The sequence below is a fragment of the Marinobacter maroccanus genome (assembly GCF_002933275.1).
Taxonomy (GTDB): domain Bacteria; phylum Pseudomonadota; class Gammaproteobacteria; order Pseudomonadales; family Oleiphilaceae; genus Marinobacter; species Marinobacter maroccanus.
Map to the genome: position 1 here is coordinate 518,160 of NZ_PSSX01000001.1, position 23,752 is coordinate 541,911.

Here is a 23,752-nt window from a genome sequence, read left to right on the forward strand (position 1 = left end):
CGCCCGCTCACCAATCAATGACATCTGGAGAACGCCATGACTAAGGCAGCTGAGAAGACGCCGGAGGCGGTGAAAGCCGTCCTCAAGAAACCACATCGTCACAAGGGTATTGAGTATCCAGCTGGCGCCGAGGTGACGCTCAATAAAGGCCAGGCAGAGCGCCTGTCCCGGCGCGAAGTAATCTGATCGATCAGGTGTGATGGTGCCCCGCTTCGGCGGGGTTTTTTGTGTCTGGAGCATTCATGGCCACCAATCAAAAGCAAGAAGTCGAACTTCTGATCAAAGCCGGTACCGAGGGGCTTAAATCCATCGGGCAGCTGGTCAAGGAGTTGGAGGCGCTGGGGCAGGATACCGGTGAAGCCAGCGAGAAGCTGGAAGGGTTGGCCGGTGCTTTGTCTGAACTGAGGGATCAGCAGAAGCTGGTGCGCCAGTTTGCCGACCTGAAAAGCCAGACCAAAGGCCTGGCCGATCAGCAGGCGCAAGCGAAGGACCGTGCTACAGAGCTGGGTAAGGCTTTGGCTCAGACTGAGAAGCCGACCCGAGCTCAGCGGAACGAATTTGAGAAAGCCAAAAAGGCTTCCCGGGATGCCGACCAGGCGTGGCAGGACAACCAGCGCCAGCTGAATGGACTTCGGGATAGCCTGAGTGATGCCGGCATCAGTACCCGGGATCTGTCTTCAGAGCAGCAACGGATCAAGCGCGAAATCGCTGGCGTTGATGCCGAGATCGGCAGCGTTACTTCGGAGCTAACCCAGATGCGTGACAGCGCCAAAGCGGCTGCTGGTGGTTCCAGGGAGCTCGGCGATGATGTTCAGAAATCCGGCACGCGGGTTAGCAAGTTCCGGGAGCGTTTGCAGGGCCTGAATCCCATTCTGGGAAAGGTGGGGGCAGGGCTGAAGACCGCCGGGCTCGCTGTGGCTGGCTTTGTTGCGGCCGCCGGTGCCTCAGTTGCCACACTCACGGTTTTCAGCAAAGGCCAGGCAAAGCTGGCCGATGAGCTGACTAATACCTCCAACGCGATCGGCGTGAACCGGGAGCAGCTCCAGCTGTGGCGGATTGCTGGCGATCGGGTAGGGCTGTCCGGAGAGAAGGTCTCCGACATTCTGCGCAACGTTGCCGAGCGGCTGGGTGAGTTCTCGCGCACTGGCGGTGGTGAAGCCGCTGATGTAATGGACACACTGAACCTCAAGATTGAGGAATTCAGGAATCTAAGCCCGGATGAGCAGCTGCTGAAACTTGGCGCTGCCATCGGGGATTTGGGGTCGAAGTCCGAACAGGTGGCGCTTCTGGAGAAGCTGGCCAGTGACGCCAGCCAGCTGCAGCCACTACTCGAGGATAACGCCGCCGGCCTTCGGGAGATCTTCGACCAGGCACAGCAGGAAGGCGCTATTTATTCCGAGGAAGAGCTCAACAAGCTCAACCGCGCGAATGACATTTACAACAAGATTGACCTGAAGCTGAAGGGGCTGACGGCGAGGATTGGTGCGCAGCTGGCACCGGCGGTTGGCGAGGCAACCGACAAGGTAGTGGAGTTGTTCGGCCAGTCTGGGGCAGGGGAAGCTCTGGTCAGTCTGTTCACGCGCCTGAGCGAGTCTGCGATCGGGTTCCTTCAGGATCTTTCCAGTAATTCAAAATCGATCGGTGAGAGCTTCAGCGCTATCACCAACACACTCTCATTTTTTGGCAATACCGCCGTTGCCGTTTTTCGCGGTGCCCAGGCTGCGGCTGCTTATTTCCTGACGTTTGTTGCCACGGGTATCGCGGGCGTAATGAGTGCGGCGCAAGGGCTGGCGTTCGCGCTAAATAAAGTGGGTGTGGTCTCCGACTCGGCTTACAACACCATTGCCGCCAAAGCTGAGGCCGCCCGTGCTTCGGTGATTGATCTTCAGAACAAGACGATCGAGTACGGCACGAAGGCCGCTGAGGCTGGAAAGGCAGCAATCAAAGCCTTTGAGGAGACGGGTGAAGCTGCAAAGAAATCCGGCAAGGATGCTGAAGGTTCCGTTGGCACGCTCACGGCTCTCGCGGAAGACATTGAGACTGCTGGCGAAGCTGCTGAAAAGGCCATGCGCAAGCAGGAGCGCGCCACGCAGGATGCGCGTAAGGGCCTTTCTGAATATGGCGTTGACGTTAAGGAGGTGATGACCGGAATCACCTCTGAAGCTCAGGAAGCTATTGATGGAGTAGGGGCGCTCGCTAGCAAGATTGAGGCGGCTGGGCTTACCAGCAAGCAATCAGCTGAAGCCTTCAAGGTGGGGTTTGGTGAGGCGATCGAGTCAGTCAACACTAAGGAAGGGCTGACTGCGCTGCAGGATAAAATCAAGGGATTAAAAGAAGCCGGTGATATCGGTGCTGCCGGAGCCAATGAGGCACTGGAAACGATTCGTCTGAAATTGGCTGAGCTGACTGGTCTGGATCTAGATCTGGGGCTTGAGGATGTTCCGGAAGACAGCGATAAAGCTGGCGAGGGCATCGACAAGGTAAAGGAGAAAACCAAGCAGGCAGCAGAGGAGGCTGAAAAGGCCCGGGACCGTTTCCGCGATGCGTGGGGTGCCGCCTTTGCCAAAGCCATAAGCAACGCTCGGCAGTCAGTCACTGAACTCAGCACCGCCGCACGTAACCTGTTCGAAGAGAAAATTGGTGGTAACGCCTTTGTTGACGAAAGTATCAGTGCAAGCGAGGCGCTCGAACAGAGCAGGCAGCGTGTTGATGAGTTGGCCAGTGCCCGCCGCCGGTTGATGAGTAACAGCTTTGCGGCCTGGTTTGCCGATACCGCCCTGGCAGCGGCTGAGGTAAAGCAGGAGTTCTATGAGCAGGCTGTTGCCATGGAAAGCCTGACCGACAGAATCAATGCCGGAAGCCTCTCTCTTGATCAGCTCGACAGTGTTGCCGCCAGGGCCACCAATCAGTTCAACCTTCTCGATAACGAACGTCTGCAGGGGCTCCAATCCGCGATCGACGCCGCTCGCACGAAAATTGAAAGCCTGAACAGTTCCGCAGAATCCACCCTGAACAGTCTTCGTCAGCGCCTTGCCGATATTTCCGGCGATACCGAGGAAGCTCAGCGACTCCAGTATGAAGCTGAGAGAAAACGGCTTCAGGAACAGCTGGAGCAGGCGCGCCAGGCAGGTGCGGATTCAGCGGCTGAGGATTATGCCCGCGCCCTGGAGCAGCTGGAGAAAATCAACAAGATTGAGCAGCAGAATCGTCGCGAAGCTGAAAACGAACGTGAACGCCAGGCGGCTGAAAGGCAGCGCCAGCAGGAGCAGGCTGAGCGGGAGCGCCAACAGTTCGAGCAGCAGAGAAGTACTACAACCAACCAGCAGCAGAGCGTCCAGTCCCGGGGCTCTCAGACAATCATTCTCCAGACACCCAGTGGCGAACGCACGGAAGTTCAGACAGACGATCCGGATTCTCTGCTGCGCACCCTGGAAGAAGTCGGCCTGCGGAGTACTTCATGACCTTGGAAATCACCCTCAGTGACGGTACCGAAACCCTGGATCTCCCTCCTGATCTTGAATGGCGGGATGAGTTCGCCTGGACGCCCGTTGAGCACAGCACAGAGTACAGCCTGGTCGGCAACCTGGTTGTCCAGGAGGGAAGCCGACAGGACGGTCGCCCCATAACCCTGTTCGGTGGAAAGGAGGCGTCCTGGATTTCCCGCGCGGACCTGGAGCAGCTCTACGCCATGGCTTCTGTTCCCGAAAAGGAATTCACCCTGGTTCTTTGGGGGCGCTCTTTCAATGTCATGTTTCGCCGGCCACCCATTAATGTTGAGCCCATTCGCCGCTTGGCCAACCCCGGACCCGATCACAAGTACGCCGTCACTATCAATTTAATGGAGATTAACCCGTGACCATCACCAGCGATCAGATCGTTCTATCCGAGTCCGAAGTCATGGCGGACACCGACGACGGCGGCGGACGCATGAGTGGCCGGCTAGTCGTCTCCGGCGAGATCAACAACACCTTTCCGGACATTTCCCGAGTGGATCGGGTTTATGGCCGCGTGAACCTCCGCAAGCTGTACCTGTTCGTGAACGCCGCGAACACCGATACCCTGCTGGGCGCTCACACCATCGTCAGCCAGCGCGCGAAAGACCCGAACGTGTTTGTGCTGCTGTTCAACACTAACAGCCACACCGACCGCCGGATCGATGCCCAGGACCGCATCGAGAGCTACGTGGTCGCCAGCACCGAGGCCCCGTTCTGGCTCTGGGGCCGACAACTGGCGGGACAGCGCGCGATTCAGGCGCTGGCCCAGACCCGCAACCAGCAAGACCCCGAGCCCGGGCAGATTTTTGTGCTGGAGGATCTGGACACAGGCAACAGCCAGTACGTGCGCGTGACCGGCGTGGATATCGAGCAGCAGACGTTCACCAAAGACCGGGGCAGCTACGGGTATTACAACTATCAGCTCAAGACCTACACCATCGAGCTGGCGCAGCCGCTGGCGTTCGACTTTCAGGGCAGCGATCCAGACCCGACCGGCAACCTGAACAGCGACATGAAGATCCTGAAAACGCAGGTAGCCGACGCGGCCAAGTATTTCGGCGCCTCACCGCTGGCTGCGCCCGCCGCCGTGGGCGATCGCACCATCACCGTCGAAAACGTGTTCGCGCCCCTGGTACCGAGCGCGCAGTCGGAGAACGCCATCACCGACCAGGCAGCCGGCGCGCAGGCCGCGATCATCCGACCGGCCAGCAATAACCCCATCACGATCAGCAACATCAGCGGCGTGACCACCGGCCCCAACGGCGAGGGGATATATCACGCGGGCCGCGCGATCACCCCGGGCACGCTTCAGATCACCGGCTCTAACGGCGAATACGAAGATCAGGGCGGCAAGCTGGTTCACACCGGAGGCAGCAACCGGCTGGATGAGGAAAACAGCATCGTGGACTACGTGAACGGTGAGATCCGCGCTTTCTACTCGGGCGGCAGCGCCAGCTACGGCACCACCCTAACCTTTGTGCCCGGGGCGGTTGTAAACCAGCAGACCAAGCAGGCCAGCCTGGAAGTGAACCAGCAGACGCGATCGCTGACGTGGGTATTCCAGACCGAGCCCAAGGCCGCCGAGGCCACCCTGACCGTGGAATATCGCGCGCAGGGGAGCTGGTACCTGATCCGCGACAACGGCGGCGGAGAGCTCTCCGGAGACGGCACCGGCACCCTCGACTACGCCACCGGCACCGTCAACTTTACGCTGGCGGCACTGCCAGACGCCGGCACCGAGATCATCGTCGCGTGGGGCGAAAAGCAGGGCACCGTGATCGAGGCCGGCGCCACCATCCCAGACACCCCGACCATCCGCTTTGAAGTCGGCGAAACCGTAACCGGATAAGGACAGAACCAATGGGCAACATCGCACCGACCTACAATTACGCCAGCGCCCAGATCAAGCGGAACCTTTCCCCGGGCAGCGTCGTCGTCACCTGGAACACCGGAGGCCAGCAGTACACCCTGACCGACGACGGGGCGGGCAACCTGACCGGCGCCGGCACCGGAACCGTCAGCTACTCGACCGGCCTGATCTTTATCAACCCGAACCCGGCACCGGCCCCGAGCGATGGCGACTACACCATCGACTATGAGGACTGGCAAGGCACCACCAAAACCAGCGACTCGTTCAGTCTGAACGTCTCCGCCGGCGCCGACACCAGCTACAACCCCGGCGCCGCCATGCGGGAAGGCTCAATCAGTATCGAGCTGAACGTCCAGCGCATCGCCAAAAAGTGGGTATATCTAGCGGCCTCCGGCAAGGCCGACCGCATCGAGTATGCCAGCGAGGCCGTGACCGTCACCGACGACGGCAGCGGGAACCTGCGCCGCGAGAAGGACGGCCCGATCCTCGGAACCGTGAACTACGCGACCGGCGCGATCACCCTCAACGCGCGCCAGAGCTACACCTACAAGGTCTACAACGAAAAGGCCCGCCTCGGCAGCGGCAACTATTGGGACAACAGCACCGCGACCGCGACCGAAACCTACGGCGGCGGCAGCGCGTCCATCCAGTGGACCGACCCGGCCGATCCGGTACAGGTGCGGAGCACCACCCGCCCGATCCCCGGCCTGACCATCGACCTGACGCCCACCAGCAGCCGGAACATCATCCCGAACAGCGTTCTGTTCGAGATCGCCGGCACGCAGTACCGCGACCAGGACGGCGCGATCATCAAGAATTGGTCGCCGATCACCGACACCGGTACCGCCGTCGGCAGCATCGACTATTCCACCGGCCTCGTCACCCTAGAGGACTATCCGGCCAACACCCCGACCAGCACGCCCGTCACCCTGCTGGCCTGCCTGACCTCGCTAGACCAGGCACCGGCGAACCGCTCCATTTTTCGGACGGCAGGGGCACCGCTGCGCGAGGGCAGCCTGATCGTGAACGCCACCGATATCGAGGGCAGCCAGATCACCCTGAACGCCGACACCGCCGGCAACCTGACCGGCGGCAACATCGTCAGCGGATTTGTGGACACCCAGACCGGCCTCGTAACCATCGAGTGGGCCAACGATCAGCAGGCTAACAGTGTGCCCGTCGTGCCCTCCACGGTCCGTTACAGCGCGGTCAGCTATACGTTCCTGCCACTGGACGCCGAACTGGTCGGCCTCGATGCCACCCGCCTGCCAAGCGACGGGCGCGTCCCTCAATTCAATCTGGGCGACGTGGTTGTCGTAAGCAACACCCAGCAGCAGGAAGTGACCACCGCCACCGCTGGGCAGGTCGTAAACTTCGCGCGCCAGAATCAGGCCGAGGTCTATGTCGAGGGCGCGAACGGCAACCGGCTGGACCCTGCTCAGTACACCCTCGACACCGAGGCCGGCACGCTGACCTTTGCCGACCCCCTGAGCCTTGTCGACACCGAGGCCAACGCAGTGACCGAGCCTCTGCAGGTATTCGAACGCGTAGAGGATATGGGACTGGCGACCGACGTGCAGATCGGCGGGCAGATCGGGCTGAATATCCCGCTGTCCCAGGACTACACCGCCGGCGACACCATCGTCAGCGCCGCCGTGCTCTACGGCGACCTGCGCGCGCGGGCGTACAACGCCTTTCACCAAAAAGCCTTCGACGGCTCCACCTGGTCAGACGAGCTGATCGGCGACAGCACCACCGCCAAGTACAACCTGGTATCGAACCCCATCGAAGTGACCAACCAGGGTGCCATTAAGGAACGCTGGGCCATCCGGTTCACCAGCAGCACCAGCTTTGAAGTGATCGGGGAAACCGTGGGCGTGGTCGCCACTGGCAACATCAGTGCCGACCTGGCACCGACGAACGCCGCGACCGGCGCGCCCTACTTCACTATCCGCGCGGACGGCTGGGGCACTGGATGGGTGAGCGGCAATACCTTGCGTTTCAATACCGACGGCGGACAGGCACCTTTCTGGGTGGCTCGTACCATCGTGGCGGGGCGGGCCGTTGAAGAAACCGATCAATTCGCCACGCAGAACCGTGGAGACGCTGACTAATGTCACTGATGCAAGCGACCGTAACCACAGTGGCCGATTATCCCGGCCTGTTGTGCGCCTTCGACTTTTCGCAGACCGACACCCAAACTCTGGAAGCCGTCAGCACCAACGGGGCAATATCTGGCACTGTTACGTTTCCTCAAGGGGTTACGATCGGGGGCGACGGCGTGAATCTGGATGGTACCCAGAGCGCGCAATTTGCCGGAGACTCAGGCGATACGCCGCTGACAGTGCTGTTTATCGTTACGCCGACGACAGCGGACACTTTCGAGCTCTATCATAACTCTTACGCCTCAAGGGACACGATTCTGTCCGTCGAGGCGGGGAACCCGAGGTTCTATTACAAGTCGGCCTACAACAACTCGGAAAACACGATAAACCACACCGCCGCGATCAGCCTCGACAAGGTGAACCTGATCGGTTTTCACACCAAAAACCGAGAGTCCAATGGTCAATACTCTCTTGAGCTTGGCCTTGCAGGCGAGACGGTAAACCGTGAGAGCGCGGTTTTTGGTAGAGGCCCGTATCACTCTTATTCATCCGCGACCCTTTTCAGATCAGCGTTCGCAGGCATAGCCAACGGCATGCTGGTTTTCGACCGCCAACTAACAGAAGCCGAGCTAGACGAAATACTCTACAGCCTGAATATATACGGGCAGATTTCACTACCAACAAACCTCAACCCCGACCGGTTTCAGAGTGGTGCAGTGCTGACAGCAGGCCGTACTATCGAAGGCAACTTTGAACTGCCGGCTGGCGGGTCAACGCTCTCGCACTTTTCTACCTCTCAGAAAGGCACGCCGCTGGAATTTGTAGCCTTCGACACTGACGAGGACGGAAGCGTCTACAAAACCTCCCCCTTAGACCCTAGTACGGCAAGCGAGTTGGACTTTCAGGCCATCCTTGGAGGCAGCGGCGGAGGCGACAGCGGGCAAAGCTCGAAGGTTTCCGGTGTCGTCCAGATCGACGGCACACCCGCCAAGCGCACGGTGCGAGCTTTCGGGTACGACCCAACTGCCCACGGCCTTGACGGGGCAACGGTAAACCTAAGCAAGTCCCTGGGCCACTCGACCAGCGACCCCGAAACCGGCGAGTACACCATCGACCTGCTGTCGGGCTATGACAAGCGGATTTTTGTGGTGGCCTTCGACGACTACGGCGACGACTTCACCCCGGATATGACCGTGGCCGTGGGCGACCGCATCCACCCTACCACCCCGAACGGGCACGTCTGGGAGTGCACCGGTGCCGGAACCCTGCCGAGCGAGGAACCGACGTGGGTGGTGGACACCGAAACCACCCAGCTCTACGGCACCGCCTCGATGATCGCCAAGCCGTTCTATCGGCCAATGGTCCACGGCCCGGTATTGCCAGAGATTTACACCCCCGAAGTGCCCGGCGCAGGGCCGCAGCCTCTGTACATCGTAGGCGCCGGCTTTGACCACAGCGCCGTACTCAAGCCTGACGGCACCGTGGCGGTTTGGGGTGGCAACTATTGGGGCCAGGTAAGCGATTACCCAGCAGGGCTTTCCAACGTGGTTGCCATCGCTTGCGGCGGTTACTTCACCGCAGCTTTGAAAGACGACGGCAGCATTGTCGTATGGGGTGGAACCAGCAGCGCGGAAGCCAGCCCGCCCGCCAACGGGCCTTATGTTCAGATCGCTGGCAACGCCTACAACGGCGCAGCAATTAGGGAGGACGGCACCGTCGACGTCTGGGGCAGAGATGGCCTGACAGTTCCGGCCACCGTAAATAGCGTCGGCGCCAAATTCATCGAAGGCTGGGGCGACTTCTTCCTGGCCGTGCTAAACGACGGCTCAGTGGTTCGGATTGGCCCAGGTCCAACCATACCCGCAGACCTGCCACCGGTCGCCTTTGCAGGCGCTGGCCGCAACCACGGCTATGTCATTTTCGAGGATGGAACCGTTCAAGGCTTCGGCGACAACGGCAGCGGCCAGATAAACACACCCGCCGGGTTTGGCGACTGCCGACAAATAGCTGGTGGCCGTTATCACACTATCGCCCTGACCCAAGGAGGTGCACTTGAACACTGGGGTTCTGTTAGCTCTGGCGTAGGCCAATTGCCGGCAGGTAGCGACTTCATCGCTATGTCCTCCGGAAAGGATATCTGCCTCGCGGTTCGTCAGGACGGCACGGTAGAAACATGGGGCACCGGTGATCCCGTTCCCTCTGGCGTCACCGCCAAGGTGAGCTAATGGCCTACGCACCCGAAACCGACCCGCTCGCCGTCGTCCTAGACCTCAGCAGCCAGTACAGCCCGGTACTGGACCCGCTCGCGCTGGATTTCGATCTGGCCGAGTCGGGCGGTTTCATCTATCGCAAGCCCCCGCTGGCCGTGACCCACGGCTACCTGAGCGCACAGGCCAGCCAGCAGGCCGCCGACCGGCGCGAACAGGGGCATGCCCTCGCCAACCCAGAGGACGGCAGCGGCAGGCACCACCGGAGCGAGCAGGCCCGCGTGCTGAGTCTCGACGGCTACGCCAGCGGCTGGGATCGCGTGCCACCCAAGGACAAGGGGCAAAACCCCTACAGCGGCGACGAGGCCACCCCGCTCGATCTCAAGGCCGAGCGCGCCCGCTGGGCCAAAGTACCCGAGCGAGACGACCCCGCCGGCTATGGCCGACAGGCGTGGGACGTTCAGACGCCGAAGGACCGGCGCGCCGATCAGAGCTTCAACGACCCGCGCGATCACAACGTCACCAGCACCGCCAGAGCCTCCGATTCAATCCTGAACTGGCAGGCCCCGCCGCCGGAAGTGGTCAACCTGGAACAGGACGAAACCCTCAACCTGGTGCGCTCACCTTACACCCCGCCCGGGGCGCTGGTGGTGGATTTCGAGCTGGTGCCGGAGGCCCTGCTGGTCGAGGTGAAGCCCCCGACCCGATCCGTGGACAGTCAGCCCGACCGCCCCGGCTGGTCGCTCAAGGAGGCGCTGGACGGGCGCACGATCCACCCGTGGGACAGAAAGCCCCGGATCGGTACTGAGATCGAGTTCCCCAGCGCCATCGAACCCGACGCGCCCCTCGGCGATCCACCCGAGGAACCGGAAAACAAGAGGACGTATCTGATTATGAACGCCAGCAGCCTGATCGAAGTCACCAGCAACACCCCGCTGGAGTTCAAGGATCTAACCATCGGCCTCGATGCCGACAGCTTCGCCTGGACAATGAGCTGCACCATCCTGAACCGCGCCAGCATGAACCTGATCCGGCCAACGTCAGAAGGCCCCGCCGAGGTGATCGCCACCATCAACGGGCACGCCTGGCGGTTTGTGGTGGAGCGGTACAGCCTCGACCGCCGATTCGCGCGCGAAGCCTATCAGGTGAAAGGGGTTTCCCGATCGCAACTGCTGGCGGCCCCCTACGCGCCGAAGCGCACCGGCAGGATCACCACCCAGACCAGCGCCACCCAGGCCATGACCGAGCAGCTTCAATTCACCGGCTTTTCAGTCACCCGGCAGCAGGGCCTGACCGATTACGTGATCCCGGCCGATGCGTGGGGATGGGATCAGAAAACCGCGATGGAAGTGGTCGCCGAGCTGGCAGCCGCGCAGGGGGCGATTGTGGTGCCGGATCGCGACACCGACGAGCTCCACATCAAACACCGGTACAAGCTGGTCGGGCCGTGGGCCTATGACGACCAGCCCATCGAGTTCGTCGACGCGATCGTTCAGGACACCATGACCATCAGCTACGCCAGCCAGTGGGAGCCGCAGCCCGAATACAACGCCGTGTTCGTCTCCGGCGTGACCGACGGCGTGGCGGTTGACGTGATCCGGCAGGGCACTGCGGGCGACAAGCCAGCGCCGGACATTTTCGACGACCTCAACGTCGAGGCGTACCAGTGCAGGGAGCGGGGCATGGCCGCGATCGCCGCCGGCGGGAATCAGGAGATCGTCACCCTTGAAACCATCCTGCCGACCTCCGGCAGCCCCGGGCTGATCGAGCCGGCGATGATCGTCGAGTTCCGCGATACGCAGGAGCCGGCCAACACCTGGCGCGGTAACGTGCTGAGCAACAGCATCAACGTCGGCAAGCCCGGTACCGGCCGAGTCACCCAGACCATCAAGATCGAGAGACACCACTATGGCAACAGTTAATCCGTGGAAGCGCTTTCAGCGGCTGCTGCCGCGCGCGGGCCGGTACACCGTCACGATCAACACCGTGAACAGCGACGGCACCAGCACCGCCACCCGGCGGGACGGGCAGACGGTCAGGCTCAAGGGCGGGCTAGTCGCCGCGGGGAAAAAGGCGTGGGTAGAAGGGGAGCAGATCATCGGCGAAGCGCCAGATCTGCCCACTGCGACGCAGTTCGTTTAATGTTTGTGTATTAGATGTTCAGTAGTGCCGAAGGGCCCAGTTTCTTTTTTACAGCTCGTTTGTTTCTTCTGTCCTTAAGGCTCATTTTTGAGATTGGTATTTCAACTCTGAAAGAGCCGTCACCGAGTGGAGAGTAGGTCTCAAAAATATCGAAGAAATTTTGTCCAGATATCTCATCTCTTAAATTTTTAATTATTGTTTTTAAGCCATCTCCATCTCTTAGATTTATATTGGATCTATCTAGGTCGTGGTAATATGCCATGACACTTTGCTTTTTCGAATCTAAATTTGTTCTGATATCTGTTTTTATTAGGTACATTCTTGTGCCATATAAAAATATATCGGCGGATCCGTCTTCGGTCTCTTTTACTTGCAGTGAAGGGGGAATGTATGCATCGAAGTCCAATGATTTTCGCACAGCCGCCGCCGTGTTTCTGGTGTACTTGAATAGCAAGATGTAGTAGATGGTCTCCGCATGAATGCTGTCCAAGATTTCATATATCGAGGTGACTGCATGACTTCGATTAGAGAGAAATACACCAAAGCTACCAGCCGCCAACTCTTGCTTTCCCGGCATTCCATACCACCAAGATAACAATTTATTTTTTACACTAATTCTTTTCTTTCTTGGTATCTCAATGTTGTGATCGAGATAGAAGATCATGTTTGAGACACAGTTGTAAAAGAAAGATTCGAGTCGGCCAGCGGATAAATTGTAACCGCCGTTGTTTGACCTGTAGTGAGGCTCTAATTCGTCAAGAATAGCTCTGATCAAATAGCAAAAAGTTTGTGGTACTGATCCTGATCCGTGGGACTTTAACTCGAGATCATATGATAGCTTTCGTAACTCTTTAAGCTTATCTGCAGTGAGTGGCTTTCCTGAGTCTATTTCGACTTTGTCAATTTCTTGGAGAATTTCTAGGGCATAAGCTGTTAGTTCAAAGTTCCGTTCCCGAACGATTTTAAATCTTGCCTTGATATCCTCCTCCTGGAGCAAGCTGCGAATACCCTTGGCCCCAAAGTATGCGGCTCCTAACGCTGCTATCCCTAATGCCAAGCTTTCGAAGGTATTGGCATAGTCTACTAGCGTAAGAGTTGTCTCGGATACTGAGGCTGCGCTTGCAATCTGATGGCTTACTTCTGAAGCGGGTACGGGCGGCATGAGCTAATCCCTTGCAGGCTTAATAGTTTCGATAGTAGCCGTTCCAATCACTGACACATCCGTTCTCAAAGTAAACATAGTTCGATGAATAGCCAGGATAGTGATAAGACCACTGTGTCAGCATCCCAGTTCTTACACTGTTTGGTGAGCCCCATGATCGCCTAACGTCAGCAGGCTTCATTCCCCTAACGATTTTGTTCTGGATAATTAACCGCCTTAGGTCTGATGAGTTGATGTAAGGGCAATCGTCATCAGAAGAGGAACTAGTTTGCTTTTTGGGCTTGTAGGTCTGTACATCAGTGCCTGTATCCAGGCGCCCCCCAACCGTTACCGGATCAACAGTGATTTCCGCAGCATTGTCACCGCATGGACTGTCTGAGAAGACGGTTTGGCCGTCCTGCTCGCATTGATATATCGCTGATGAAGCGAGGGTGGGGGCGACCAGGATGGCCGCAAGTAGAGTCCTTCTGAGCATGCTAATCTCCTTTTGCCACAGCGTAGTCGAGTTGAGCTGTCGAATGTGTAAAACACTGTTAAACAATGCGGAAGGCCAAAAGGAAATCCGAGCGCGGTGCTCCTATAGTGCTCCAAAAACTATTTTTTTAGTTGCATCCGTCTGAATTAAATAAGAAAAAACGAGTTATTGCTCCAATCCATCATCGGGGCCACGCAGAAGCGGCGGGACGGGCCGGAGTTGTGGCGAGCGGCATCCAATGTGGGGGCTGCGGACATTTCGGTAACCTATCTACGGAAAACAGTTGTCAGTACGAAAATATTAGCGCGTTAGTTTAACAGGGTTGGGAGGGTGTTTGCCGTAAGGCTTTGGCGAAGTCTCATTGCCCGCTGCGCAACCCTGGATGCCGTTGTTTTCAGATCCTCAGGGAACCAGCTGTTTCACAATCTCCGCCGCTGAATGCTCCCGGCATCCCGACGCGTTCTGCCCACACCACAAGGGTGAAAAGTCTCCTGAACCGGTAGCCTCGGCGGCAGCCCGAAGTAGCGCAATGGCGCTGGTGGCGAGGGGGAACTCAGGTGCCTCCGGGGATACCGGGCCCAGCTCTCGCATCACTCGGTTCACAATGCCCCGGGCCGGTCCGCCTGAGAAAAGGTTGGTGATAGCGGTATGCCGGGCCTGGGGGCTTTTCAGTGCTTCCCGGTGCACGGGCTTGGTGGTCGCCTCCGGGCAGAGCAAAAACGCGGTTCCCATCTGGGCTGCGACTGCGCCGAGATCCAGAGCGGCTTTTACGCCCCGGGCCTCGGCAATGCCGCCGGCAGCAATCACCGGTACCTTCACCGCGGCGACGATCTGGGGCAACAGGGCAAAGATGCCTATCTGCGTAGTCATGTCTTTCGTCAGGAAAATACCTCGGTGGCCACCGGCCTCAAGGCCCTGGGCAATAATGGCGTCGGCACCGTGCTGCTCCAGCCAGAGGGCCTCCTCCACCGTGGTCGCGGTCGACAGGATCTTTGCGCCGGCCTTGCGCACCCGTTCAATCAGGGCAGGCTCCGGCAACCCGAAATGAAAACTCACCACCGCCGGGCGGAATTCCTCCACCACAGCAGCGGCGTCTTCATTAAACGGCATACGCCCCGGTCCCGACGCTATGGAATCAGGATCGATACCGAATTCCTGATAATAGGGCGCGAGCGCCTCGCGCCACCTTTGCTCCCTGTCCGCATCCGGTGTTGGCGGCGTATGGGCAAAGAAGTTGAGATTGAACGGTCGGTCGGTGGCAGCTTTGAGAGCCTGAAGCTCTGACCGGAGGGCCTCCGGGCTCAGCATGGCACAGGGCAGGGAGCCCAGGCCTCCGGCATTCGAGACGGCGGCAGCCAGTCTGTGATCCTGAACGCCGGCCATGGGCGCCTGGATAATGGGAAGTTGTAGGCCGAGAAAGTCTTTCATGTTCGATCCTTGTCAGTGTCTCTGTACCACCTTCGGTCAGCTGGGCCCGGAAATAATCCGGTATGGTCACCTTGGACATGGTGGTTGACCGGATCATAACATCGGCGATGAACTGGCTACCTCCGTACCGGGCTCGGAAGCGGAATTTGAAGGGCGATTGGGGAGTCATTAATTGTGTACCGTTCGGAAAGCGACGGTTCAGGCGCGGTCTGTTATCCTCACTAGCTTCCTATTTACTTTGGTCCGGCTTTGCCGGGTTTTATCTGTGGCAACGGGAGTGTGGTTATGCCGGTAATGGTCCAGGCGCTGGTTCCGATCTTTGTCCTGATCATGCTTGGGCATGTATTCCGACGTATTGGCTTTCCGGGTAGCGATTTCTGGCCCCAGGCTGAGCGGTTTACCTACTATGTGCTGTTCCCGGCCATGCTGGTTTTCAAGTTGGGGCAGGCCCGGTTACCGGCCTCCGCCTATGGCGACATTGCCTTGTTGATCGGTGCCATGCTGATTGCGATGACGCTGGTCCTGGTGTTCGCCCAATGGTTCTGGCGCTGGTCCGGTCCGGTTTTCTCTTCGGTTTACCAGGGGGCCATCCGGTTCAATTCCTATGTCGGTCTGGCTGCTGGCGGCATGCTACTGGGGGATCAGGGCCTGTCCCTCACGGCGATTGCAGTGGCCATCATGGTGCCGTTGCTGAACCTGCTCTGCATACTGATGTTTTCGCTGGTGGCCACGGAAGGACCGGTGAGATTGGTGCCGGTTTTCAAGGCGATCGTGACCAATCCTCTGATTGTGGGCTCGGTGATTGGCGTGGTCTGGAGTTTTTTCGAGATCGGGTTTCATCCGCTGATCGGCGGAATTCTCGAACCTCTCAGCAATCTGGCGTTGCCGATGGGGCTGATGACAGTCGGTGCCGGGCTTCAACTGAAAGCCCTGCGAGGCGCTTCCCTGCCTTTTATCGTCTCGTCCGCGCTGAAGCTGATTGGGTTTCCGGTGATGACTGCCGGGCTGGCAATGTTGCTGGGCCTTGAGGGACTGATGGTGCAGGTGGCCGTTCTGTTGGCGGCGCTTCCCACGGCCACCTCCGCCTATATTCTGGCTCGACAGCTTGGTGGTGATGCCCCCTTGATGGCGGGCATCATCAGTGGCCAGACCCTGCTGGCCATCGTCACCATTCCGTTAATGCTCAGTATCCTCTGGTAGACATTTGAGCACTGCGTCGACAATGCTTTGCTGGAAATCGTTGTAGCCCTCCGGCGTTGCTTTGATGTCTGTGGCCAGCGGGTCCCAGGTGCTGAAGGTAACGTCCAGGTTCTCGGTGATCGAGCGCCACCACTGCCGGTTGAACTGCGGTTCGGTCAGCAGGCAGGGGTGGGTGGCGTTGCGCAGTTTTTCCTGAACTTCTGAGATATGGCGTGCCCCCGGCGACAGCTCCGGGTTTAGCGTGAGAACGCCGTCCAGTTTCATTCCGTAGTGTTCGGCAAACCGGGTAAAGGCATCGTGATAGGCAAACAGGCTGATTTCGTGTGCCGGGGCAAGACGGTCGCGAATGTTGGCATCTGTTTGTCGAACGCTGACTTTGAACTGCTCGAGGTTCTTGTTCAATGCAGCAGCGTCAACGCCGTCCAGTGCCGAAAGGGCATCGCGGATAGTCTCGGCCATCTCGATGGCCAACTCGGGATCCAGCCAGATGTGCGGGTCCTCGCCGTCACCATGATCATGGCCGTGCCCGTGTCCTTCGTTGTGGTGCTCCTCTCCGGATACGTGCTCGGCATCCGTGAGAGCGACCGTTCGGTTGCTGAATTCCTGCCCGGCCAGCAGGCGATTGAGGAAGGTTTCCATGTCGGGCCCCACCCAGAAAATGACGTCGGCGTTTTCCAGAGCCCGACGCTGTGATGGCTTCATGGTGTAGTTGTGGGGGCTGGAGCCAGGCGGTACGAGGCTCGTTGTCTGCATGTCTTCCGTGGCGATCGCGCTGACAATCAGCTCAACCGGTTTGATGGAAGTAACAATGCGGGGCTCGGCCTGCAGAGCGCCGCTGATCAAAAGGGTGCCGGCACCGAGTGCCAGAGAAAGTGCTTTTCCGGGAACGCGCATGATAAATCAGATCCTGCGATGCGAATTGTAATGTTATAATGTAACAAACGAGACGAGCCGCGGCAAAAGAAACTTTCCGCGGGCGCTTTGCGGTACGCTCGTTAACGTCCTGATCATGCGAAACCTGCCGATGGCCGGTATAATGCCCGCTTTATCAAACGGCCACCGATTTTTCAGGAAGGTTTCATGACTGTACGTACCCGAATTGCTCCGTCACCCACTGGTGACCCTCACGTTGGTACCGCCTACGTGGCCCTGTTCAACCTTTGTTTTGCCCGTCAGCACGGCGGCCAGTTCATCCTGCGTATTGAGGATACCGACCAGGCTCGCAGTACCGCGGAATCGGAGCAGGACATTCTAAAGGCGTTGCGCTGGCTCGGTCTGAACTGGGATGAAGGCCCCGATGTAGGTGGCCCTCACGGTCCCTATCGCCAGTCCGAGCGAAAGCACTCCTACCGTCAGTACGCCGAGGACCTAGTGACCGCCGGGCACGCGTTTTATTGCTTTCGTACACCGGAAGAGCTGGAAGCCATTCGGGAAGAACGCAAGGCCCAGGGGCTGAACCCGGGCATCAAGGGCGACCTGGAATTGTCCGATGACGAAGTGAAGCGTCGCCTCGACGCAGGCGAGCCATACGTGATTCGCATGAAAGTGCCCGATGAGGGCATCTGCGAGATCGACGATATGCTCCGGGGCACCATCGAGATTGACTGGGGCCAGGTGGATTGCCAGATCCTGCTCAAATCCGACGGCATGCCCACCTATCACCTGGCCAACGTGGTTGATGATCACCTGATGGAAATCACCCATGTTTTGCGGGGCGAGGAGTGGATCAACTCGGCACCGAAGCACAAACTGCTGTACCAGTATTTTGGCTGGGATATGCCGGTGCTCTGTCACCTTCCGCTGCTGCGTAACCCGGACAAGAGCAAACTGTCCAAGCGCAAGAACCCCACCAGCATCAACTTCTATGAGCGCATGGGCTTTTTGCCGGAGGCTGTCACCAACTATCTCGGGCGCATGGGCTGGTCCATGCCCGACGAGCGGGAAAAGTTCACCCTGGATGAGATGATCGAGAACTTCGACATCCAGCGTGTCTCTCTCGGTGGCCCGGTATTCGATGTGGAGAAGCTTCGCTGGCTGAACGGCCAGTGGTTGCGCGAAGAGCTGACTGAAGAGCAGTTCATGGAGCGCATGCGCCAGTGGTGGTTTAACGAAGACGCACTGCGTGCTCTGGTGCCTCACATCAAGGGTAGGGCAGAGGTGTTTTCGGATGTGGCGCCCATGGCCCAGTTCATGTTCTCCGGCATGCTCAACCTGAAGCCGGAGGACTTTGCCCATAACAAGCTAGAAGAGGCCCAGATCAAGCGGGTTCTGCAGTTTACGCTCTGGAAGCTTGAAGCCCAGCGCCACTGGAGCAAGGAGACCATCTTCGCGGACATCAAGGCCCTGGCCAAAGCCATGGACCTGAAGATGGGAGATTTCATGTTCTCCATTTTTGTGGCGGTTGCCGGTACGCCGAATTCCTGGTCTGTGATGGACTCCATGGCGCTGCTGGGCCCGGACATGACCCGTTCAAGGCTTCGGCATGCGCTGGAAGTGATGGGTGGTTTCTCCAAGAAGGAAACCAAGAAGGTGGAAAAAGAATACGCGGCTCTGGGTATTCATTAACCGCTTTGGTGAATTAATAAACGGCTTGAACAAGGATGTTCAGAAAACTGAAAAAAAGTGCGATTCAGAGGTTGACGCCCATAGGGCGGATCCTTAATATACGCAGCCGTTGAGGGGCCATAGCTCAGCTGGGAGAGCGCAACACTGGCAGTGTTGAGGTCGGCGGTTCGATCCCGCCTGGCTCCACCAATTTCTAGTCCCCTTCGTCTAGTGGCCTAGGACTCCGCCCTTTCACGGCGGCAACAGGGGTTCGAACCCCCTAGGGGACGCCAATACGGCTTGACGGTTTAGTCCACCGGAAAGCCATCAAAAAAACCGCCTTCGGGCGGTTTTTTTGTGCCTGTAAACAAGGGGTCAGATGAAAATGGGGCCAGAAGAACTTTTCTTTTGGCCCCATTTTCATCTGACTCCGAATTCAACCCAGGGATTACCTAACGCTCGGCAATGGCCCCTTTGCCAACACCTTCATAAGCCTTCACCCGGATGGTGTCCGTCGCAAACTCCACCTTTAGCTTGTCGGCCATGTGGGCGGCAATCAGTTCCACCGTGGTGTCTGTATCCAGCATGTATACGCGTTCCTCCGGCAGGGTCAGCGCAAACTCCCCCTGGTTGGCCTCGTATTCGAAGGTCACGTAGCGAACTCCGTCGTCGCCCACATGGCGCCGCACCACATCCTCCTCGGAACCCACGTAAATATCCCGCCAGAGCTTCGCCCAGCGGCATTCCAGGTCGTAGTCGCGGTGGCCGTTACGATCGATACGAATCGGTGAGCGATGGCCGTGGGCAATGCGCTGGCAGTTGCCCAAGTGTTTCTTCAGGCCGTGCACGTAGTGATAGTAGGCCCCGTCGATTTCCTCTTCCCGCAGATTGATCTCCACGGAAATCACGTTGGCCGGAAGTACCGCCTTGATTTCCTGTTCCAGCAGCGAGGCAACGGCCGAAGGCACCACCCGGTCGGCGGACAACCAGACGATGGCTTCGTCCGGCGAGCGGTGAATGATCTGGCTGCCATCGGTGAGTGCCCAGGTAAAGGTGTCTGGCTGTGCCTCGTTCCAGGACAGTCCCTGGTAGCCACGGGGAATCACCAGGCGATGGTCAACACGCTCATCGATCACCCGTTTGATGGTGCGTTTTACGTTGCTGAAGTCGAACACCATGCCCTGTTCGTCCAGCTCCCCACCAAGCACCACATCCGCAATCCAGCTTTCACCTACCAACCCCCGGGTCGGGTCCAGGTAGGCAAAATCGATAACGGTCAGGTTGTCTACAAACAGATGGTTCATCAAATTTCCAGGCGGGTATGGTTGATTGATGGCCGAATTCTAGCAAAAATCACCGAATACAGCAGTCTGGCGGCTGGCCAGCGCTCCATTTCTTTTTGGATCGAGCTCATCATCTTAAACTTCGACAAGCGCAACGATCAGCAATTCCCGGTACTGATACTGGCTGCCGGTGCTTCCAGTCGCCTTGGTCGGCCCAAAGCCCTGTTGCCCTTGATGCCTGGCAACCGGGCAGAGACGGATTCCCGCAACCATACGCTTCTGGACGCCGCCATTGGCCAGGGCCGGGTCTTGAGCCCGGATGTCCGGGTAGTGTGTGGGGCCTGGTATCCCCTGATCCGGTTTCGTTGTCGACGCCAGCCTTCCTCCTGGCTGCGGGCGCCGGATTGGCACGAGGGAATGTCGGCATCGCTGTCTGCGGGGCTTCGAAGCCTGGGGCCAGCGGTAAAGGGCGTTTTTGTTCTGGTGGCGGACCAGCCGCTGCTGGATCTGGACGCTCTGGCAGCTTTTGGCAAGGCGGCCCGCTGCGTACCGGAGCAGCCTATTGCCGCAGATTATGGTGGCCGGCCGGGCGTACCGGCCTACTTGCCGCGTTGGCTCTGGCCACTGGTGCTGGATCTGGAGGGGGATAGGGGCGCCGGGCGCCTGCTGGCAGAGGTGCGGGCAACCCGGGTAGACATTCCGGGGGTCCATGACGATGTGGACACCCCGGCAGACTGGCACAGAATCCGGGCGCAGCTCAGCCGAACAGGCCCGAGAGCCAGGCAATCCCGACGCTGAAGATGCCAAGGCTTACGGCAAGACCAATGGTGTAGATTCGCGATGCCGCCGAACGCTGCTGGGCAACAAACAGGTCGATTGTGCGCTGGGCAATGTCTTCAGCTGTTTCCCGGGAAATCTCGTGGGCCTGCTGAATGGCCTCCGATTGCAGGGTTTGCCAGAACTCCGTATCAATCGTCTGAACACTGGTGATGTGGTCTTTCAGCTCGGCCATGTGTTCACCGGTAAAGCCAGAGTTCTTTTTCAGCTCCTTCTTGAGCGCTGCCAGCTCGCTCCCGAGGTTGAGGTTGACCTCGGCGGCGACTTCGTCGCGCAGGCTCTTTGTGCGCTCGTCGACCATGTCGGTAAGGGCGTTCAGGCGTTCCTCGATGGCCGCGTCCTGTTTGCTGCGGGATTCGTCCAGGGCCCGTTTCAAATGATCGAACTGTTCGTCAAAGAGTGAGCTGAGCAGTTCGTGAAGGCGGTTGTTGATGTGGGTTTTGACCGCGGAGCGGGCAATCTGCTCAATGAGCTCGCTGGTCAGAGGAACCACATTCGCTTGCGGGTTACCGCGACCGGCTGAATCGCCCGTCTTGGGCGACAGTTCCACCGAGGCATCTGCTGGCACGTTCAGCAGTTCGTCCTCGTCCCCGGGGGAGGCGGCCGTTTCAGCGGGCGGTTCCGGCAGGGTTCCGCCTGTGACATCGCTGGCCAGCTGATCCAGAACTTCTTTGAGTCCCTCGGTTTGCGGTGGCTTGGTCAGGATGTTGTAAACACCAAAGTTCCTCGCCTCTTCCATAAACGAGGACGATTTCTTGGATGTGCACATGATGATGGGGATGCCGGCGGTCTCGGGGTTGCCCTTGATGGCCTTGGTGGCTTCCACGCCATTCATTCCGGGCATCAGATGGTCCATGAAGATGACATCCGGGCGGCCATGGCTGTTGAGGAAGTCCAGAGCCTCTTCGGCCGAACCAGCCATGTTGACTTCCATATCGCGACTCTCCAGGAGTTTGCTCAGGGCAAATCGTGCCACCTTGGAGTCATCTACCAGCAGAGCGTTTTTGATCGCCATGTCACTACCTCAATCGTTTACTGCAAACGCGTTTGTTATCGGGCCGTTGTGATTACCAGCCTTCCAGTTTCGGGCACTCGGTGGCCCGGTAGCTCTTGTCCCGATAACAGACACCGGGTTCAGTGGTGCGGGCAGTGAAAATTTCCCCTGCCGCCGTGGTCAGGCGTACCTGTCCGTAAGGCTCGCCATGACGGAATGTGGCTTCGATCGAACTGCCATTGGGGTTCTTTAGCAGCCCCTTGCCATGAAACTGTCCTTCGATGTATTGCCCTTCGTATTTCTTGCCGCTGGCAAAGACCTCCGTTCCCGTGCCGTGGAAGGCGCCGTTGGAGAATTCGCCTTCGTAATGACGCCCGTCGGGGTAGGTCAGTGTGCCGCTGCCGTGGAATTCGTCATTCCGGAAGCCGCCCACATAGAGCATGCCGTCCGCCGTTGTCAGCGAGCCGTGGCCGTTTAACTGTCCGTCCTGCCAGTGCCCGGTCAGTATGTCGCCGTTTGCCAGTGTCAGGGTGCCTTTGCCATTGAACTGATCGGCCCGGAATTCGCCGGAGTAGCGGGAGCCGTCGGAACTGCGCCACTCACCTTCGCCTTCGCGCTTGCCGGCCGACCAGCCTCCCTCGTAACGGCTGCCATCGGGATACCACGCGGTGCCCTGGCCGTGGAATTGGCCGTCGACAAAATGGCCCTCGTAGCGCAGACCATTGGCATCCTGATAGGTGCCGTCACCGGTTTTCACGCCGCCAATCCAGGTGCCGTCCCGATAATTCACGGTGGTAAAGGCTTCCAGCTTGCCCACCAGGGTCATCTCGTTGCCGGCTTCCAGGGCAACGGTGCGGTTCCAGGGCTTGAAGCCTGGCTTGCTGATGGTGACCTCGTAACGGCCCGGATCCAGCTTCAGATCCAGTCGGGTCGCGCCATATTCCTTGCCATTAATGGTGACCTGATCGCCGACTACATTGGAACGGAGCACCAGCAGAGCCTGCGTCGGTGGTTGTGGTTGCTGCTGTTTTGCGGGTTTTTTCTGGGTTATCGGGGCTGCGTCTGTGCGCGTTGCCATCGCTGCTGGCGGTTCAGCCACTGCCAGTACTTCCGGGGTCTCCGGCATGGGTGGAATGGTAAACGGAGTGGTGTCGACCACGGGTGAACGGTCTTCCGGGGCAGGTGGCTCGGCTTTGGCGGATACTGTGGGAGCAGGTTCGGGCTGCGCGCTGGTTTCGGGTTCATCGGGGCTGGAACTAACCACCTGTTCAACGGCGGGTGGTTCGAAGGTCTCCGTCATCCGCAGATCATCCCGGACCGATGCGAACCCGGCGGTAACCAGCAGCATAAGCGCCAGGGCATTAACGAAAAGAAGCGGTCTGAAATCGACCATGACGGAACCTCTTGATCCTGCATTCTTGGAATTCTTTCTACCGCTTCATCTTACCCAGTGACTGCAACGGTATGTAACAGAAAGTGTCCGGCAGTTACCGAGAATGCAGGCCAAATCACACTTTATCCGGAAGCTGGTCATGGTTGAGTTGCTCCCATGATCTCATGTACACATCGGCTTCGTATTCATAGGGTGATTTGAACGGGGTGAGCACGAAATCAAACACCAGGAAGAAAAACCCGATGGAAGCCCAGGCAATGACCAGCGTGCTGATGGTGGTGGCTTGCACTTCCGGGTTGGAATCGACGAAGTTCTGCAGCAGTGGAATCAGGTCTGAAGCGAGGACAACCGGATTGAAGTTGGCCATTACGAACGGTACCCAGAAGGCGATAAAAACCGGGAAGAATCCGAACGACCAGAGCAAGCGGCGAAGCAGGTAAATGGCAACTTCCCGCCAGAAACGCTGTCTGATTTCCGGTACTTTTCGGATCCGGTCAAGATAACGGCGGCGTTCTGCCCAATAGGCGGCTACTTCCGGGGCGTCAACAGCCTTTGATTGAGGTGCAGGTGTTGTCATGGACGGGTGGGGTACCTTATGGCTTCGGGAGTGATGCATGA

Annotated in this window: 19 protein-coding genes and 2 tRNA genes; 13 read left to right on the forward strand and 8 right to left on the reverse strand. The window is 58.7% G+C overall.

The window, feature by feature from the left end; all coding sequences use genetic code 11:
* Nucleotides 1-36 precede the first annotated feature (36 nt).
* From KEHDKFFH_RS20105 to KEHDKFFH_RS02520, 8 genes are read left to right on the forward strand one after another with little or no spacing between them, the layout of a single operon-like run.
* Nucleotides 37-186: a DUF7210 family protein gene (locus KEHDKFFH_RS20105; RefSeq protein ID WP_158253178.1), complete on the forward strand. Its 150-nt coding sequence runs from the start codon at nucleotides 37-39 to the stop codon at nucleotides 184-186.
* A 56-nt stretch (nucleotides 187-242) separates the two neighbouring features.
* Nucleotides 243-3,461, forward strand: a complete 3,219-nt coding sequence (locus KEHDKFFH_RS02490; RefSeq protein ID WP_104320446.1) for a coiled-coil domain-containing protein — start codon at nucleotides 243-245, stop codon at nucleotides 3,459-3,461.
* Nucleotides 3,458-3,856: a hypothetical protein gene (locus tag KEHDKFFH_RS02495; protein WP_104320447.1), complete on the forward strand. Its 399-nt coding sequence runs from the start codon at nucleotides 3,458-3,460 to the stop codon at nucleotides 3,854-3,856. The genes KEHDKFFH_RS02490 and KEHDKFFH_RS02495 overlap by 4 nt, the downstream gene beginning before the upstream one ends.
* The gene (locus tag KEHDKFFH_RS02500) at nucleotides 3,853-5,343 is read left to right on the forward strand and encodes a hypothetical protein (RefSeq protein WP_104320448.1); all 1,491 of its coding nucleotides are present in this window, start codon (nucleotides 3,853-3,855) and stop codon (nucleotides 5,341-5,343) included. Before KEHDKFFH_RS02495 ends, KEHDKFFH_RS02500 begins: the two co-directional genes overlap by 4 nt.
* Before the next feature lie 11 nt (nucleotides 5,344-5,354).
* Nucleotides 5,355-7,478, forward strand: a complete 2,124-nt coding sequence (locus KEHDKFFH_RS02505) for a hypothetical protein (protein ID WP_104320449.1) — start codon at nucleotides 5,355-5,357, stop codon at nucleotides 7,476-7,478.
* On the forward strand, nucleotides 7,478-9,694 hold the full coding sequence (locus KEHDKFFH_RS02510; RefSeq protein ID WP_104320450.1) for an RCC1 domain-containing protein: 2,217 nt from the start codon (nucleotides 7,478-7,480) through the stop codon (nucleotides 9,692-9,694). The genes KEHDKFFH_RS02505 and KEHDKFFH_RS02510 overlap by 1 nt, the downstream gene beginning before the upstream one ends.
* Nucleotides 9,694-11,598 carry a hypothetical protein gene (locus KEHDKFFH_RS02515; RefSeq protein WP_104320451.1) on the forward strand — a complete coding sequence of 635 codons (1,905 nt, stop codon included), beginning with the start codon at nucleotides 9,694-9,696 and terminating at the stop codon, nucleotides 11,596-11,598. Before KEHDKFFH_RS02510 ends, KEHDKFFH_RS02515 begins: the two co-directional genes overlap by 1 nt.
* A complete protein-coding gene (locus KEHDKFFH_RS02520; RefSeq protein WP_104320452.1) occupies nucleotides 11,585-11,818 on the forward strand; it encodes a hypothetical protein in 234 nt (77 codons plus the stop codon). Before KEHDKFFH_RS02515 ends, KEHDKFFH_RS02520 begins: the two co-directional genes overlap by 14 nt.
* A gap of 10 nt (nucleotides 11,819-11,828) precedes the next feature.
* Here KEHDKFFH_RS02520 and KEHDKFFH_RS02525 read toward each other — a convergent pair whose 3' ends face one another.
* The 3 genes from KEHDKFFH_RS02525 to KEHDKFFH_RS02535 all read right to left on the reverse strand — a co-directional run bounded on the left by KEHDKFFH_RS02525 (nucleotide 11,829) and on the right by KEHDKFFH_RS02535 (nucleotide 14,883).
* Nucleotides 11,829-12,980, reverse strand: a complete 1,152-nt coding sequence (locus tag KEHDKFFH_RS02525; protein ID WP_104320453.1) for a hypothetical protein — start codon at nucleotides 12,978-12,980, stop codon at nucleotides 11,829-11,831.
* A 19-nt stretch (nucleotides 12,981-12,999) separates the two neighbouring features.
* The gene (locus KEHDKFFH_RS20555; RefSeq protein ID WP_104320454.1) at nucleotides 13,000-13,455 is read right to left on the reverse strand and encodes a DUF4124 domain-containing protein; all 456 of its coding nucleotides are present in this window, start codon (nucleotides 13,453-13,455) and stop codon (nucleotides 13,000-13,002) included.
* A 402-nt stretch (nucleotides 13,456-13,857) separates the two neighbouring features.
* Nucleotides 13,858-14,883: an NAD(P)H-dependent flavin oxidoreductase gene (locus tag KEHDKFFH_RS02535; protein WP_104320455.1), complete on the reverse strand. Its 1,026-nt coding sequence runs from the start codon at nucleotides 14,881-14,883 to the stop codon at nucleotides 13,858-13,860.
* A gap of 285 nt (nucleotides 14,884-15,168) precedes the next feature.
* Here KEHDKFFH_RS02535 and KEHDKFFH_RS02540 point away from each other — a divergent pair, with 285 nt between their 5' ends.
* The gene (locus KEHDKFFH_RS02540) at nucleotides 15,169-16,083 is read left to right on the forward strand and encodes an AEC family transporter (RefSeq protein WP_104320456.1); all 915 of its coding nucleotides are present in this window, start codon (nucleotides 15,169-15,171) and stop codon (nucleotides 16,081-16,083) included.
* Here the strand turns inward: KEHDKFFH_RS02540 and KEHDKFFH_RS02545 are convergent.
* Nucleotides 16,060-16,977, reverse strand: coding sequence for a zinc ABC transporter substrate-binding protein (locus KEHDKFFH_RS02545; RefSeq protein ID WP_104320457.1), 918 nt, complete (start codon nucleotides 16,975-16,977; stop codon nucleotides 16,060-16,062). The genes KEHDKFFH_RS02540 and KEHDKFFH_RS02545 overlap by 24 nt on opposite strands.
* Nucleotides 16,978-17,163: 186 nt before the next feature.
* Here KEHDKFFH_RS02545 and gltX point away from each other — a divergent pair, with 186 nt between their 5' ends.
* The 3 genes from gltX to KEHDKFFH_RS02560 all read left to right on the forward strand — a co-directional run bounded on the left by gltX (nucleotide 17,164) and on the right by KEHDKFFH_RS02560 (nucleotide 18,920).
* Nucleotides 17,164-18,648 carry a glutamate--tRNA ligase gene (gene gltX / locus KEHDKFFH_RS02550; protein ID WP_104320458.1) on the forward strand — a complete coding sequence of 495 codons (1,485 nt, stop codon included), beginning with the start codon at nucleotides 17,164-17,166 and terminating at the stop codon, nucleotides 18,646-18,648.
* 113 nt (nucleotides 18,649-18,761) lie between these two features.
* Nucleotides 18,762-18,837 (forward strand) — tRNA-Ala (locus tag KEHDKFFH_RS02555).
* 7 nt (nucleotides 18,838-18,844) lie between these two features.
* Nucleotides 18,845-18,920 (forward strand) — tRNA-Glu (locus KEHDKFFH_RS02560).
* 159 nt (nucleotides 18,921-19,079) lie between these two features.
* Here KEHDKFFH_RS02560 and KEHDKFFH_RS02565 read toward each other — a convergent pair.
* Nucleotides 19,080-19,931 carry a 6-carboxytetrahydropterin synthase gene (locus KEHDKFFH_RS02565; RefSeq protein WP_104320459.1) on the reverse strand — a complete coding sequence of 284 codons (852 nt, stop codon included), beginning with the start codon at nucleotides 19,929-19,931 and terminating at the stop codon, nucleotides 19,080-19,082.
* Here KEHDKFFH_RS02565 and KEHDKFFH_RS02570 point away from each other — a divergent pair.
* On the forward strand, nucleotides 19,923-20,708 hold the full coding sequence (locus KEHDKFFH_RS02570; RefSeq protein WP_104320460.1) for a nucleotidyltransferase family protein: 786 nt from the start codon (nucleotides 19,923-19,925) through the stop codon (nucleotides 20,706-20,708). The two genes, KEHDKFFH_RS02565 and KEHDKFFH_RS02570, sit on opposite strands and share 9 nt — an antisense overlap.
* Here KEHDKFFH_RS02570 and KEHDKFFH_RS02575 read toward each other — a convergent pair.
* From KEHDKFFH_RS02575 to KEHDKFFH_RS02585, 3 genes are all read right to left on the reverse strand, one after another.
* Entirely contained in the window at nucleotides 20,668-21,762 is a 1,095-nt protein-coding gene (locus tag KEHDKFFH_RS02575; RefSeq protein ID WP_104320461.1) for a response regulator, read from the reverse strand. The genes KEHDKFFH_RS02570 and KEHDKFFH_RS02575 overlap by 41 nt on opposite strands.
* 52 nt (nucleotides 21,763-21,814) lie before the next feature.
* On the reverse strand, nucleotides 21,815-23,134 hold the full coding sequence (locus tag KEHDKFFH_RS02580) for an MORN repeat-containing protein (RefSeq protein ID WP_104320462.1): 1,320 nt from the start codon (nucleotides 23,132-23,134) through the stop codon (nucleotides 21,815-21,817).
* Nucleotides 23,135-23,249: 115 nt separating this feature from the next.
* Nucleotides 23,250-23,711 (reverse strand): hypothetical protein, encoded by a 462-nt coding sequence (locus KEHDKFFH_RS02585; RefSeq protein ID WP_104320463.1) that lies wholly within the window; start codon nucleotides 23,709-23,711, stop codon nucleotides 23,250-23,252.
* Nucleotides 23,712-23,752: the final 41 nt, after the last annotated feature.